Here is a 15,162-nt window from a genome sequence, read left to right on the forward strand (position 1 = left end):
ATAAAAAAGGTTTATTGATGTTTAATTGTCTAGAATAAAGAATACTATTAATTTCTAACTTTATATCTTTGAAAGATATCTAATAGAATTACAGTTTGGGCAATCAGCTTTTATTTTTCTTTTGTGCATTAGGAGTATTTAATGGCTTCTTAGTGAGTCTGTACTTGTTGTTTTTTGCTAAGCAAAAGCGAATTCAAAACACATTTTTTGGAATGTTAGTTTTAATGCTAACTGTACGAATTGGAAAATCCTTATATACAATTTTCACGTTAAAGGAGGATAGAAATTTATTAATACTCCAAATAGGTTTGTCAGCCTGTTTTTTAATAGGCGTTTCGTTGTATTATTATTTGAAGTCTTCGGTAGAGAATACTAAGATAATACCTAAATTATGGAAGGTACATTTTATAACTTTATTTTTATTTGTGGTTATTGGTGGGCTTTTAAAGCCATACACAACAAATAATGATTTTTGGACGACCTTTTTTGTTCAGTTTATTTATACAGTATGGGGAATGTATGTGTTGGCTTCAGGATATGTTTTAAAGGGTATTTTAAAAAAGATCTTTAATAAAGATGAAAAATGTACAACTGCTGAGCTTTGGTTATTCAATGTTTTTATTGCTAATTTACTTATTTATATAGCCTACATTATTGGATACTTTTATCTTTATTATGTTGGCACACTCACTTTTTCTTTTGTGTTTTATGGCTTACTTTTTTTCTTGTTATTTAAGAATAATAGGGACAATGTTTTTAAAGATATTCCTGAAAAGTATGCTTCTAAAAAAATTGAAAATGAGGAGGCTCTTTTAATAATAGAGAAACTCGAAAAGGTTATGTTGCAAAAGGAACTATATAAAAATCCCAATATAAAATTAAGCAGTATTGCTAAAGAACTACACATATCCTCTCATAGATTATCCCAACTTTTAAATGATAATCTAGGTAAAAGTTTTGCGCAATACATTAGTGAAAGTAGGATTGAAGAAGCAAAAAAACTAATAACCAAAAAAAGCGACTATACATTTGAGGCTATTGGTTATGAAGCTGGTTTTTCTTCACGTTCTGCTTTCTATGCTACCTTTAAAAAGCTTACTGGAATAACACCAGCAGCGTTTCGAGATTCGCAGACATAACATGTCTAAAATTATAATTTAGGACACCTGTTTTATAACTCACAATACATTCTTCATTTCATTTTTGCAATTTTGAGTAATATTTAAAACACTATAAAAATGAAACATAGAATTATTATTGCTATAGTATTATTAGCTACTCAATTTTCAATAGCGCAATCAGAAGCATCTTTAATTGAAAAAACACTTCAAAAATATATGGAAGGAAGTTCTTATGTGAAGCTAGAAATGCTTAAAAGCGCTTTTACAGATAATGGTACGTTGTATTTAACAGGAAGAGACGGCTTGTTTAAAAGATATACTCCAAATGAATATGTCGACTTTTTTAAAAATGCAGAAAAAGGAAAGTTTAATGGTCGTGATGCAAAAGTACTAGCAATAGAAGTTGTAAAAGATATTGCAACTGCTAAGGTTGAAATAGCAGGTCCTGAAAGAAAATGGGTTTATATTGATTTGTTCTTGTTAAAGAAGTTTGATGATGCATGGAAAATAATTAGTAAAACGGCTACTAGAGTAGATGATAATTAATATTCAATAATGAAAAAAATATTATTAATTCTATTTATAGCTTTCACAACAATATCTGTAAAAGCGCAAGAAAGTAAGATAACTACATTCCATAGAATGCTTATCCTTAATAAGGAAAACAAGTTGATGGTTGTAAAAATAAAGAACAAAGATTTTTGGGTAACTCCTGGGCTTTATCAAAATAGCAAACAAACTATAAAACAAGGTATAGATAGTATTGCATCTACTTATGGTATTAAAGTGTACAATATGAAATTAAGAGGAGTGTATGGTCTAAAAAATCCAACTCAAAACCATTTTTCTTCTAGGAACATTTTTGTAATGAGTACTGACTCTATAGATAAGCACATACCAGAAATAATAGGAGAGATTCTATGGCTAGATATTAACGAAGCGGTCAAGAAAATTAATATCCCTCATATAAATGATTTTATAAAGGATATATATAAGCACCCAAATAGCTTGAGGTCTGGAACTGTAGAGCGATTTGAAAAAAATGGCAAACTAGTTTCAAAAATCTCAGAAAAATTTTATAACATCAATTAGTAATATAAATGAAGCAAGCATTTTTAATTATTGCACTATTTTTTATAGTAAAAATTAGTTCTCAAACATCTAATATTACTTTTGTTGATACTAAAATTGAAATTGATGGAAAACTAGAAGAATCTGTTTGGGAAACTTTACCAGAAAACACCAATTTTTATAATTATTTACCTACAGATGTCGGTTTAGCAAAAAATCAAACTTCTGTAAAATTATTTCACAATGGTGAGTATTTGTATGTTAGTGCAACTTATTTTGATTCTACAGATAAAACACAGGTAAGCACTTTAAAAAGAGATACTTCAATTTTTTTAAGTGATTCTTTCGTAATGATTTTAGATACGCAAAATCAAGAACAAAATGGATATTTTTTCGCAGTTAACTCGTTAGGAAATCAAACAGATGGTTTGGTTAGTAGAGTAAACGATAGCTATAATTTAAGCTTTAGTTGGAATACTATTTGGCAATCTGAGACTTTTCTAAATAGTAATAAAAAGCAATACGAAATTGCTATCCCTCTTAAATCATTAAATTTCAATAAAGAGAATAACATATTTGGTATTCAATTTTATGTACGAGATATAAAAAATAATTCATGGACTATTTTAAAGAATGTTAAACGTAATTATGCCAATTTGGATTTACGTTTCACTGAAAAATTCTTAATAGAAAACCTTCCAGAAAAGTCAAATTCAAGATTTACAACTACACCATCCTTAACTGCAAATTATCAAAATGATGTTATAAATAATGTAGATGACACCGCATTTAAAGCAAGTTTAGATGTTCAATACAACCTTACGTCATCTTTAAAAATGGATGCAACGATTAATCCAGATTTCTCGCAAATTGATGTTGACCAACAAGTAACAAACTTAACTAGGTTTTCTGTTTTTTTTCCTGAGCAAAGAAACTTCTTTCTCGAAAACTCCGATTTGTTTTCAAATCTAGGAGTAGATGGTATTAATCCATTTTATTCAAGAAGAGTAGGAGCTAATAGTGATATACAGTTTGGGTTAAAACTATCTGGAAATATATCTCCCAAAACCAGAATAGGTGTTTTAAATGTTCAAACAGATGAAGAAGCAGCAGTTGTATCACAAAATTTTGGAACTTTAGTTTTAGAGCAACAACTTTCTAAAAATTTTGTAACAACAGCTTTTTTTATTAATCGCCAGCAAACCGATAATTTTGATTTTGTGAACGATTATAATCGAGTTACAGGAATTAATCTAAATTATAAATCTGATAATAATAGATGGATTGGTTTAGCGAATTATGGAAAGAGTCTAAATGATGGTATCTCTGGAGATAATAGTTTTTATAATGCTGGAATTTGGTTTAACAAAAGAGGATTAGAGTGGAACGCTTCTATTAAAAATGTTTGCAAAAACTATATTACTGATGTTGGTTTTACACCAAGATTATATAATTATGATGCAATAAACGATTTAGTGGTTAGAGAGGGTTATACACAAACAACTGTAGGAGTAGAGTATCAAAAATTCTACGAACAGTCTAAAACTATAAACTCTGTTCGTTTCTTAAATTATAATAACAACACTTACTTTGATGATGGTGGTGTAATGAGCCAATCGTCACACTTTTTAAATTCAGCAGTTTTTTTTAAGAATTTATCTTCAGTGTATTATGTGTATAAGTATGACATTATCGATTTAAAGTATGGTTTTAATCCGCTTAGTGAAGGGAATGCTTTAGTCCCAAATGAGTATCGTTTTGGTATTTTAAAAGTTGGATACAATTCGGCAAACAATCAAAAATTTCGGTACCGTTTTAATTTACAAAAAGGGTCTTATTACAATGGAAAGAGGTTCACAGCTGGTGCTTATGTAAATTATCAACTATTACCTTTTGCTAGTTTTGAAGCATCTTATGATATTAATGAGATAGATTTAAATGTATTGGGAAAAGAAACGTTTCATTTGGCTCGATTTACAAAAGAAATTTTCTTCAATAATAGATTGAACTGGACTACTTATGTACAATACAATACGCAAAGAAATAATTTTAATATAAATAGTAGATTGCAATGGGAGTATAAGCCATTGTCGTATGTGTATTTTGTGATAACTGATAATTTCAATAAGGATATACATAGAAAAGATTGGGGAATTGCTTTTAAAATGAACTATCGATTAGATTTTTAATAACTTTAGAGAAAATAAACATCAATTAAAAATGAAAAAAACGTTATTACTTCTCGCAATTTTTTTAGGAACATTATCAGCAAATGCACAAACAGAAACTGAAAAAATAAACAAACCTTTAATGGATTATATAGAAGGAACAGCCAATGGAGAACCAGATAGATTAAAACGTGCATTTCATCCAGATTTTAATTTATACTTTGTTCAAAATGATTCTGTGAAAGCTTGGTCTGGTAAAGGATACATTTCTAATGTAAAACAAGGAAGAAAAAGTAATAGAATTGGTCAAATTGTATCTGTAGATTTTGTTAATGATGCTGCTATAGCAAAAATAGAAATTGATATGCCAGACAGAAAACGTCTTTATACAGATTATTTGATGCTATTAAAAGTAAAAGGTGAATGGAAAATTATTCATAAATCATTCACATTTATAGAGTATTAAAAGTACACTTTAATTCTTAAGTACTAATTTCATTTTATTTATAAAACATAAAAAATACTCAAATTGAGTATTGTATGATTGTAAATGGTTTCTCACCTTTAAGGGGCTATTTATTAACTAAAAACTTTATAAAATGAAATTAATTAGACAAATTACATGTATCATGGCATTGTCATTATTTTTTTGGTCATGTCAAACAGAAGAAATTACTCAGCCTGAAGAGCCTCAAAGTTTAGCAACTGAGGCTTTTATTGGTAATGAAGTTGATGCTGCTAGTAATGCACGTGGTAGTGGATTACTAACAATTACATCTGAGTACCTTGATGGTATAAATGATGCTTTAGCAGCTAAAGGAATGAACTATAGAGTTGCGTCTGCAGAACTTATTACAGCTAGTGGTTCTCATGAAGCAGGTAATACTGTATTATCAAAAATTGTAGGAAACAAACAATTGACTGCTGATTTTGTGCCTGGTGATACACGACGAGCATGGAGCTCAGATAGTGGAAACACAATTACTTATGCCATAGATACAACAGGAGATGCTGTGCCTATATCTGATGATGTTTTCGGTACTAATACTAATACTGATGCTGCTATAGAGCGTGCAACGGATACTTGGAGAGATGTTAACTGTTCTGATTTGGGATTAATTAGAAATGATGATTTTGGAGTTGATATTGGAGTAGTTGCATTCATAAATGGTCTTGGAGGATCTCCTTTTGTATTTGCAGATGTACAACATGGAGGGTTTAGAGATATTAATTACGCAGCTGGTGTTTTAGGAGTTACTCATACTTTTGTTTTTACTGATATTGATGGCCCAACAGATGTTGATAATAATGGAAAAGCTGATGTTGCTTTTAGAGAAATATATTATGACCCTTCTTGGATTTGGGGTGACAATGGTGATGGCACTAATATTGACGTTGAATCTATAGCTGTTCATGAAATAGGTCATGGATTAAGTCAAGGACATTTTGGAACAGTTAAGTTTAAAAACAATGGAGCTATTAAGGCCTCACCAAGAGCAGTTATGAATGCTTTATATACGGGTCCTTATGTAGAATTGGCTGGTACAGATAATGGTGGTCACTGTAGTAATTGGGGAGAGTGGCCAAATAATTGATAATAAAATTCAATTAATTTATATAAAAAAACGCCTCATTTAGAGGCGTTTTTTATCCAACCAACCAAAAGTCTAAAAACAATATTTGTTTTCAACTTTTACTTTCTCTGCGATTTCTTTGCGTAAATCTACAATGTCTGGATAGTTTGTATATTTAGTAAAACGCTTAAGCCCCATTAACATCATGCGTTGTTCGTCACCTTCAGCAAATGAGATAATACTCTCTTTCCCTTTTTCTTCAATAATATCAACAGCATGATATAAATATAGTTTTGCCATTGCTATTTGTACTGACTGAGCTTCTTCACCAAAGCGTTTGGCATTTTTTTCAGTTCTTAAAATAGTAGACTCAGCCATATAGATTTCAATTAAAATATCTGCTGCTGCTATTAATAATTGTTGATGCGATTCTAAATCTGGTCCAAATTTTTGTACTGCACCACCAGCAACCATTAAGAAGGTTTTTTTAAGTTTCTTAATCATTTCTTTTTCTTCTGAAAATAACTCATAATAATCTGGTGTATCAAACGAAGGAATACCCATGAGTTCTTCTTGAACCGCTTGTGCTGGACCTAATAAATCTACATGTCCTTTCATGGCTTTTTTTACAAGCATTCCTACGGAAAGCATTCGGTTGATTTCGTTTGTACCTTCGTAAATACGAGCAATACGAGCATCTCTCCAAGCTGCTTCCATTGGTGTTTCTTCAGAGAATCCCATTCCCCCAAAAATCTGAATACCTTCATCAGCGCAGTTTTGTACGTCTTCAGATACTGCTACTTTTAGGATAGAACATTCAATCGCATATTCTTCAACACCTTTAAGTTCTGCTTCTTGATGTGAATTTCCTGCTGCTTCACGTAACGCTATTCTATCTTCAATGTTTTTTGCAGCTCTATAGGTTGCAGATTCACCTGCATAAGCACTTGTAGCCATTTCTGCTATTTTTACTTTAATAGCACCAAACTCAGATATTGGTGTTTTAAATTGCTTACGTTCATTGGCATATTGTACACCTAATGATGTGATGCGTCTTTGTGAGTCTAAACAAGCAGCTGCTAATTTTATACGACCAACGTTAAGAGCATTCATTGCAATTTTGAAACCATTTCCTCTTTCGGATAGCATGTTTTCAACAGGAACTACAGTATCATTAAAAAATACTTGTCTTGTTGATGAAGCACGAATACCTAGTTTGTGTTCTTCTTCACCTAGCGTAATACCGTTGGGATTATCTTTATCATATTCTACAATGAAACCTGTAATATTTTTATCATCTTCAATTCTTGCAAATACAATCATTAAACGACAGAATCCAGCATTGGAAATCCACATTTTCTGTCCGTTAATCTTATAAGATTTTCCATCTTCAGAAAGCGTTGCAGTTGTTTTACCAGAATTGGCATCACTACCTGCTCCAGGTTCTGTTAAGCAATAAGCTCCAAACCATTCACCAGAAGCTAATTTTGGCACATATTTTTGTTTTTGCTCTTCGGTACCATATAGTGTAATTGGTAAAGTTCCTATTCCAGTGTGTGCACCAAATGCTGTACTAAATGAACCAGTACCAGATGATATATAATCACAGGTTAAAACCGTTGACACAAATCCCATTCCTAAACCACCATAGGCTTCAGGAACTGCTACACTAAGAAATCCGAGTTCTCCAGCTTTTTGCATACATTCCTCAGTTAAGGCATAGTCTTTTGCTTCAAAGCGTGCTTTATGAGGAATAATTTCACGGTCGTTAAATTCCATAACCGCTTCTTTCATCATGTTTTGCTCTTCTGAAAAGTCTTCAGGAGTAAAAACGTCTTCACAGTTAGTTTCTTTTACTAGAAACTGACCTCCTCTTAATAATTCTTTTTCTTCCATTACTTTATCGTTTGGGTATTTCTTTAGTTTAAAAATTCAAATATTCCACAGGCGCCTTGTCCAGTTCCCACACACATGGTTACAGCACCATATTTACCTTTCATATTGCGCTTTCTCATTTCATCAAATAACTGAACAGATAATTTTGCTCCAGTACAACCAAGAGGATGACCAAGCGCTATTGCACCACCATTTACATTAATAATATCAGGATTAAGATTAAGTTCTCTAATTACAGCTAGAGACTGAGAAGCAAAGGCTTCATTTAACTCTATTAATTCTAAATCATCTTGATTCAATCCAGCTTGCTTAAGTGCTTTTGGGATGGCCTTTACTGGTCCAATTCCCATGATACGAGGTTCAACACCAGCAGCAGCATAGTTTACTAAGCGAGCAATTGGTTCAAGGTTTAATTCCTTTACCATGTCTTCACTCATTATCATCACAAAAGCAGCGCCATCGCTCATTTGAGACGAATTTCCAGCTGTAACACTACCACCTTGAGCAAATACAGGACGAAGTTTAGCCAAGGCTTCAAGATTTGTTCCTTTACGAGGCCCTTCATCTTTAGTCACCGTGTATTTTTTTGTTGCTTTCTTTCCGTTATCATCTATGTATGTTTGCTCTACATCAATAGGAACAATTTGGTCTTGAAAACGGTTTTCCGCCTGCGCTTTTAAGGCTTTCATGTGTGAATTAAAAGCAAACTCATCTTGGTCTTCACGAGACACTTTAAATTGATTAGCAACTGCTTCAGCAGTATTTCCCATTCCCCAATAATAATCTTCGTGACCTGCTTTTACAGTATCATAATTTAATTCTGGTTTAAATCCTGTCATTGGTACAGCACTCATGCTTTCTGCACCTCCAGCAATAATGCAATCTGCCATCCCTGCTTGAATTTTTGCAGTTGCAATACCAATGGTTTCTATGCCTGAAGCACAAAATCGATTAACGGTAACTCCAGGAACATCAACACTATTTAACCCGATTAATGAAATAAATCGTGCCATATTTAATCCTTGAGAACCTTCAGGCATTGCGTTTCCAACAATAACATCATCAATTCTGGTTTTATCAAAACCTGGTAATTCCTTCATCATGTGTTGAATGGTTTCTGCTGCTAATTCATCGGTTCTTTTAAAACGGAATACACCTTTTGGTGCTTTACCAACGGCAGTTCTATATGCTTTTACTATATATGCTTGTTTCATTTAATTATAGTATTGAGTAATGAGGTTTTAGCATTGAGGTTCTAATTTTTGCTGAAATGAATAATTCATTTTCTGAATCTCAATGCATACATCAATTACTGGTTGTATTTTTTCTTTTGCTATTAAATTTAATTCGATTAATAAAATGAGCTGCGTTTGAAGTTCATAAGCTGAACCATTTGCAATGCTTAAAAAATGCTTAAATTCTTTTTGAGAATTTCTTCCAGCTCCCTCAGCTATATTTGAAGGAATTGAAATAGCACTTCGTTTTATTTGAGATGTTAATCCAAATTTTTCATCAGAAGGTAAATCTGTAACAAGAATATATACAGCTTTAGTCAATTCGATTGACTTTCTCCATATTTTTAAATCTTCTACTTTATGCATAACTTTCTAAATACTCAATTCTAATATCTCAATGCTAGCAACTAATTAGTTGCGAAGCGGTTTACCAGTTTTTAACATGTGTTGAATACGTTCCAATGTTTTTCGCTCAGTACAAAGAGATAGAAATGCTTCACGCTCAATATCTAATAAGTACTGCTCGCTAACTAAAGTGGGTTCAGATAAATCTCCTCCAGCCATTACATAAGCGAGTTTGTTAGCAATTTTTTGGTCATGTTCACTAATGTAATTTGCAGCTTCCATAGAATCGGTTCCCACTAAAAACATACCAAGAGCTTGTTTACCAAGGACTTTAATATCTTTACGTTTTGCAGGTTGTGTATATCCAGCATCAGCTAGTAATCTTGCATGAGTTTTAGCTGTAGCAATTTGTCTGTCCTTATTAACTACAACAACATCTTTACCTTTTTGTAAAACTCCCATGTCAAAGGCTTCGTAGGCTGAGGTTGCTACTTTTGCCATACCAATAGTTAAGAAATATTCTTGGAGAATGTTTAATTCTACATCTCCTTTTCTAAAGGTATCTTGAGCTCTTAATGCCATTTCTTTTGAACCACCACCACCAGGAATAACTCCAACACCAAACTCAACCAATCCAATATAAGTTTCGGCTGCTGCTACAACTTTATCTGCATGCATTGATAATTCACAACCACCACCTAATGCCATACCATGTGGTGCAGCAATAGTTGGAATAGAGGAGTAGCGCATGCGCATCATGGTATCTTGAAAATATTTGATAGCCATATTCAACTCATCGTATTCTTGCTCTACAGCCATCATAAAAATCATTCCGATATTTGCTCCAACAGAGAAGTTGGCTCCTTGGTTACCAATAACCAAACCATCAAAATCTTTTTCAGCTAAATCAACTGCTTTATTTAATCCTGCAAGAACATCACCTCCAATGGTGTTCATTTTAGATTGGAATTCACAGTTTAAGATTCCATCACCTAAATCTTCAATAACAACTCCTGAGTTTTTAAATACTTCATTTGATTTTCTAATGTTATCTAGAATAATGAAAGCATCTTGCCCAGGAATTTTTTCTTGAGATTTTTTAGGAATATCATAAGCATACGTTGCACCATTTTTTACAGAATAGAATGAAGAGTTCCCTGATGCTAACATATCATCAACCCAAGCTGCAGGTTTTTTGCCTTCAGCTTTCATGATATCGATTCCTTTTTCAACTCCTATTGCATCCCAAATCTGGAAAGGACCATGTTCCCAACCAAATCCAGCTTTCATCGCATCATCTATTTTATATAATTCATCTGTGATTTCAGGAATTCTGTTAGACACATATTCAAACATTGCTGCAAAGTTCTTTCTGTAGAATTGACCAGCTTTATCTTTTCCTGAAACTAAAATTGGAAATCGGTCGATAACTTTATCGACTGTTTTAGTTAGTTCTAAAGTTGCGAATGAAGCTCTTTTTTTAGAACGATATTCTAAAGTTTCTAAATCCAAAGACAGGATTTCGCTTTTACCATTATTTCCTTTTACTTTTTTGTAAAACCCTTGACCAGTTTTACTACCTAACCATTTATTTTCCATCATTGTGTTGATAAATTCAGGCAGTTTGAACAGCTCATGAGCTTCATCATCTGGACAGTTGTCGTAAATTCCGTTAGCAACATGAACTAAAGTATCTAATCCAACAACATCAACAGTTCTAAAGGTTGCCGATTTTGGACGACCAATAACAGGACCTGTTAATTTATCAACTTCCTCAACTGTTAATCCTAACTCCCTTACTTGATGGAATAGTGATTGTATTCCGAAGATTCCAATTCTATTTCCTATAAAAGCAGGAGTGTCTTTGGCAACTACTGATGTTTTACCTAGGAATTTTTCACCATATTCATTTAAGAATTCTAATACTTCATTAGAAGTTTTTGGGCCTGGTATGATTTCGAATAATTTTAAATAACGAGCAGGATTGAAAAAGTGTGTTCCACAAAAGTGTTTTTGGAAATCTTCACTTCGTCCTTCACTCATAAATTTAATTGGAATACCTGACGTATTTGATGTAATCAATGTTCCTGGAGTTCTGTGTTTGTCCAGATTTTCAAATACTATTTTCTTAATATCTAAACGCTCTACAACTACTTCAATAATCCAATCAACATCTTTTACTTTCGCTACATCGTCTTCTAAATTTCCAGTAGTAATACGACTCGCAAATTTTTGATGATAAATAGGAGATGGTTTAGATTTTAAGGCAGATTTTAATGAATCGTTCACTAAACGATTTTTAACTACCTTATTTTCAAGAGTTAATCCTTTTGATTTTTCTGCTTCTGTAAGTTCTCTAGGAACAATATCGAGCAGTAAAACATCAACACCAATATTGGCAAAGTGGCAAGCAATACCACTTCCCATAATACCAGAACCAATGACGGCTACTTTTTTTATTCTACGTTTACTCATTTTAGGATATCTTCTTTTTGATTATATATTTTTTTATTTGAAATCATTTCGTTTATGACTTCTGCGACTTCATAAAAGTGATTCATTTTTTCTTCTGATACTTGTTTTCTTATGGTATCATTAAAAGTGAGGACACGCTCACGAGAATATTCTCTTTTCTCGCGTCCAAACTCAGTAAGGTGAATTAGAACACCACGTCCATCTTGAGGGTTGGGTCTTCGTTCAATAACACCACGTTCTTCCATTGTTTTTAAAATTCGAGAAAGACTAGTTGCTTCCATACCCATTTTTGGACCTAAAGCAGTTGAAGGTGTTCCGTCAACTGGATCTATACTTAATAAAGTGAGTGCAATTGCCATAGTAGCATCAAATTTTGCAGCCTCCTCGTTGTACATTTTTTGTACAGCTAACCAAGTGGTTCTCAATACGTAATCTATTGTTTTTTCTTTCATATGAATAGTGAAAGATCAAAGATAACAAAAAATACTATGCACGCATAGTAAATTAAAAGAAAATTATGCATGCATAGTAAAATGTATTTTTAAAGGCTAGCAATTGGAGATAAAAAACTCCCTTGCAAAGGAGTTTTTTTTAATTAAGAACGGTATATTTTTTCAATGAGGTCTTTATATTTTTCTTTGATAACCTTACGTTTCATTTTCATAGTAGGAGTAAGGTGACCATCATCTATTGTCCAAATTTCAGGGGTTAGTTCAAACTTTTTAATTTGTTCCCATTTACCAAATTTGGTGTTTGCATAGTCTATTTCTTCTTGAATTCTATCTCGCAACTTTTGGTTTGCCGCTACATCTTCTTTTGAATTAAAAGTAATATCATGGCGTTTTGTCCATTCTTCAATAAATTCAAAATTTGGCTGAATTAATGCTGCTGGCATTTTTTCGCCTTCGCCTATAACCATGATTTGTTCAATAAAGCGTGATTGCTTAAATTGATTTTCTATAAGAGCAGGTGCAACATATTTTCCACCAGAGGTTTTAAACATTTCTTTTTTGCGGTCGGTAATTTTTAGGAAACCATCTTCACAAATTTCACCAATATCGCCAGTATGGAAATACTCTCCAGACATAACCTCGTTGGTTTTTTCTTGATCTTTGTAATAGCCTTGCATTACGTTTGGTCCTTTTACTAAAATCTCACCATCTTCAGCAATTTTCACTTCTACGTTGTCAATCACTCTTCCTACGGTACCAACTCTAAAGCCTCCATTTCTTTGGTCATTTACTGAAACAACAGGAGAGGTTTCAGTTAACCCATAACCTTCCATAATTGGCATTTCTGCTGCTGCAAAAATTCTTGTTAGTCTTGGTTGTAAAGCTGCACTACCAGAGACCATTAGGTCTAAATTACCTCCTAAGCCTTCTTTCCATTTGCTGAATATTAGTTTTCTAGCTAAGGCTAACTTTTTTTCATAAAACCAACCATTTGCACCATAAGGCTCATACCTTAAACCTACTTTTACAGCCCAAAAGAAAAGTGCTTTTTTTATTCCGGATAGATCAGTTCCTTTAGCAATAATTTTATCATAGACTTTTTCATAAAGTCTAGGAACTGCTGTCATCACATTTGGTTTTATTTCTTTTAAATTATCACTCATTTGCTCAATAGATTCGGCAAAGTAAATCTCTACACCACAATATTGATATAAGTAAAGAATCATGCGCTCAAATACATGACATACAGGTAGGAAGCTTAAGGATTTCGACTTCCCATAATCAAAAGGAACTCTCTTTTCACTATCTAAAACGTTAGATACTAAATTATTATGTGATAGCATGACACCCTTTGGTTTTCCTGTGGTTCCTGAAGTGTAAATAAGTGTTGCTAAATCATTTGGAGTTACATTGTTTTTTCTGTTTTCTACTTCATCTTGATTACTTAGATCCTTTCCAAGCAATAGAACTTCTTTCCAGCTTTTTTCACCTTGTATATCATTAAAAGTGAATACTTCTTTTAGTTTGGTGTTTCCTTTTATGGCATTTAGTTTTTCAATAATTTCTTCATCAGAAGCAAAGCAATAAATAGCTTCGGAATGATTTAAAATATATTCGTAATCTTCTTCAGAAATGGTAGGATAAATTGGTACGTTTTGAGCGCCAACTTGTAGAATACCTATGTCTACGACATTCCATTCAGTTCTATTAGTTGAAGAAATTACAGCAATTTTATCATTTGGTTTTACACCTAATTTTAGTAAGCCTCTACTTATTGCGTTTGCCTTGTCAATATACTCTTTAGAAGAAGTCGATTCCCAATTTCCGTTATACTTAGTAGTTAATGCTCTTTCTAAATTATAAGTTTCTAGTTGATAATATGGAAAATCAAAAATTCTTGATATTTGTACAGACATGCTTTTAATAATTTAGAAGTATGGAAAAGTATAAAAATTAAACAAGATTTTAAAGTAAAGACATAAAAAAAGGAACCGATTAGTTTTCGATTCCTTTTTTATTTTTTTTGATGGGTTCTTAATTCTTGCTATCTAATAAATATTTAGAAAAACCCTTCCCGTTAATTTTTGTGTATTTTGAATCGATATTGTCAGCAACAGTCATATTTGTTATGTCAAATTCACCACTTACTTTGGTGTATTTTATATCAAGGTCATCTTTAAACTTAGCATTATTAAAGGAAACACCGTCTTTAAACTGTGAATATTTAAAGATAGCATCTTCATCAAATATTGTGTTTGCAAAACTTACATTTTGATTGAACTTTGCATACTTAAACGTTGTTCCAGTATTGAATTTTGAACCACTAAAATCTGCATTATGTTCAAAATCGGAATACTTAAACAAGGCTTCACCCTTAAAAGTACAATTAGTAAATTTCACATTGTTTTCAAAGTTTGCAACAAATGTATATTCTGAGTCTTCATCGTGATAATATGCATACACATTATCTTCAAATGTGCAATTGGTGAAAGATACTGAGCTTTCAATTTGTTCTTTCACAGAATTACTTCCTCCATTTTTCCACCATTTTTTTCTTTTTGGTAAGTCAGGAAGTTTCTCATTCATAAAAGTCATGTCTAATATTCCAGTAATAGTAACATCATCGTAAGACACTGTTTTGCCCATTTTAATATCTCTCATAATATCACTTGCTTTTACTGTTTGTTGAGCAAAGGCATTAGTTGAGAAAATAAATGCGAATAAAATTAGGGATAAAACTGTTCGTTTTTTGATTGATTGAGTGATTGTCATAATACAAAGTTTATAGTATTATAGACTTCACTTTTTTATGAATGTTACAGTTT

13 protein-coding genes are annotated in these 15,162 nt (G+C 32.3%); 6 read left to right on the plus strand and 7 right to left on the minus strand.

The window, feature by feature from the left end; translation table 11 throughout:
* Nucleotides 1-212 precede the first annotated feature (212 nt).
* From HB672_RS08280 to HB672_RS08305, 6 genes are all read left to right on the plus strand, one after another.
* Nucleotides 213-1,139 (plus strand): helix-turn-helix domain-containing protein, encoded by a 927-nt coding sequence (locus HB672_RS08280; protein WP_167610832.1) that lies wholly within the window; start codon nucleotides 213-215, stop codon nucleotides 1,137-1,139.
* Nucleotides 1,140-1,238: 99 nt separating this feature from the next.
* The gene (locus HB672_RS08285; protein WP_167610835.1) at nucleotides 1,239-1,667 is read left to right on the plus strand and encodes a nuclear transport factor 2 family protein; all 429 of its coding nucleotides are present in this window, start codon (nucleotides 1,239-1,241) and stop codon (nucleotides 1,665-1,667) included.
* Nucleotides 1,668-1,676: 9 nt separating this feature from the next.
* Nucleotides 1,677-2,213 carry a hypothetical protein gene (locus HB672_RS08290; RefSeq protein ID WP_167610838.1) on the plus strand — a complete coding sequence of 179 codons (537 nt, stop codon included), beginning with the start codon at nucleotides 1,677-1,679 and terminating at the stop codon, nucleotides 2,211-2,213.
* Between the two features lie 8 nt (nucleotides 2,214-2,221).
* Nucleotides 2,222-4,381, plus strand: coding sequence for a DUF5916 domain-containing protein (locus HB672_RS08295; protein WP_167610841.1), 2,160 nt, complete (start codon nucleotides 2,222-2,224; stop codon nucleotides 4,379-4,381).
* 31 nt (nucleotides 4,382-4,412) lie between these two features.
* The gene (locus HB672_RS08300; RefSeq protein WP_167610844.1) at nucleotides 4,413-4,826 is read left to right on the plus strand and encodes a nuclear transport factor 2 family protein; all 414 of its coding nucleotides are present in this window, start codon (nucleotides 4,413-4,415) and stop codon (nucleotides 4,824-4,826) included.
* A 133-nt stretch (nucleotides 4,827-4,959) separates the two neighbouring features.
* Nucleotides 4,960-5,955 carry a hypothetical protein gene (locus HB672_RS08305; RefSeq protein WP_167610847.1) on the plus strand — a complete coding sequence of 332 codons (996 nt, stop codon included), beginning with the start codon at nucleotides 4,960-4,962 and terminating at the stop codon, nucleotides 5,953-5,955.
* 72 nt (nucleotides 5,956-6,027) lie between these two features.
* Here the strand turns inward: HB672_RS08305 and HB672_RS08310 are convergent, their stop codons facing one another.
* The 7 genes from HB672_RS08310 to HB672_RS08340 form a co-directional block, all read right to left on the minus strand.
* Nucleotides 6,028-7,830 (minus strand): acyl-CoA dehydrogenase family protein, encoded by a 1,803-nt coding sequence (locus tag HB672_RS08310; RefSeq protein WP_167610850.1) that lies wholly within the window; start codon nucleotides 7,828-7,830, stop codon nucleotides 6,028-6,030.
* 23 nt (nucleotides 7,831-7,853) lie between these two features.
* Entirely contained in the window at nucleotides 7,854-9,044 is a 1,191-nt protein-coding gene (locus HB672_RS08315) for an acetyl-CoA C-acyltransferase (protein WP_167610853.1), read from the minus strand.
* A gap of 27 nt (nucleotides 9,045-9,071) precedes the next feature.
* Nucleotides 9,072-9,431, minus strand: a complete 360-nt coding sequence (locus tag HB672_RS08320; protein WP_167610856.1) for a four helix bundle protein — start codon at nucleotides 9,429-9,431, stop codon at nucleotides 9,072-9,074.
* 45 nt (nucleotides 9,432-9,476) lie between these two features.
* Complete coding sequence (locus HB672_RS08325) at nucleotides 9,477-11,885, minus strand: 3-hydroxyacyl-CoA dehydrogenase/enoyl-CoA hydratase family protein (protein WP_167610859.1); 2,409 nt, start codon at nucleotides 11,883-11,885, stop codon at nucleotides 9,477-9,479.
* A complete protein-coding gene (locus HB672_RS08330) occupies nucleotides 11,882-12,337 on the minus strand; it encodes a MarR family transcriptional regulator (protein WP_167610862.1) in 456 nt (151 codons plus the stop codon). The genes HB672_RS08325 and HB672_RS08330 overlap by 4 nt, the downstream gene beginning before the upstream one ends.
* Before the next feature lie 143 nt (nucleotides 12,338-12,480).
* Nucleotides 12,481-14,253: an AMP-dependent synthetase/ligase gene (locus HB672_RS08335; protein ID WP_167610865.1), complete on the minus strand. Its 1,773-nt coding sequence runs from the start codon at nucleotides 14,251-14,253 to the stop codon at nucleotides 12,481-12,483.
* Nucleotides 14,254-14,371: 118 nt separating this feature from the next.
* Nucleotides 14,372-15,109, minus strand: coding sequence for a pentapeptide repeat-containing protein (locus HB672_RS08340; RefSeq protein ID WP_167610868.1), 738 nt, complete (start codon nucleotides 15,107-15,109; stop codon nucleotides 14,372-14,374).
* Nucleotides 15,110-15,162: the final 53 nt, after the last annotated feature.

The organism is Gaetbulibacter sp. S0825, assembly GCF_011777505.1.
GTDB lineage: Bacteria > Bacteroidota > Bacteroidia > Flavobacteriales > Flavobacteriaceae > Pontimicrobium.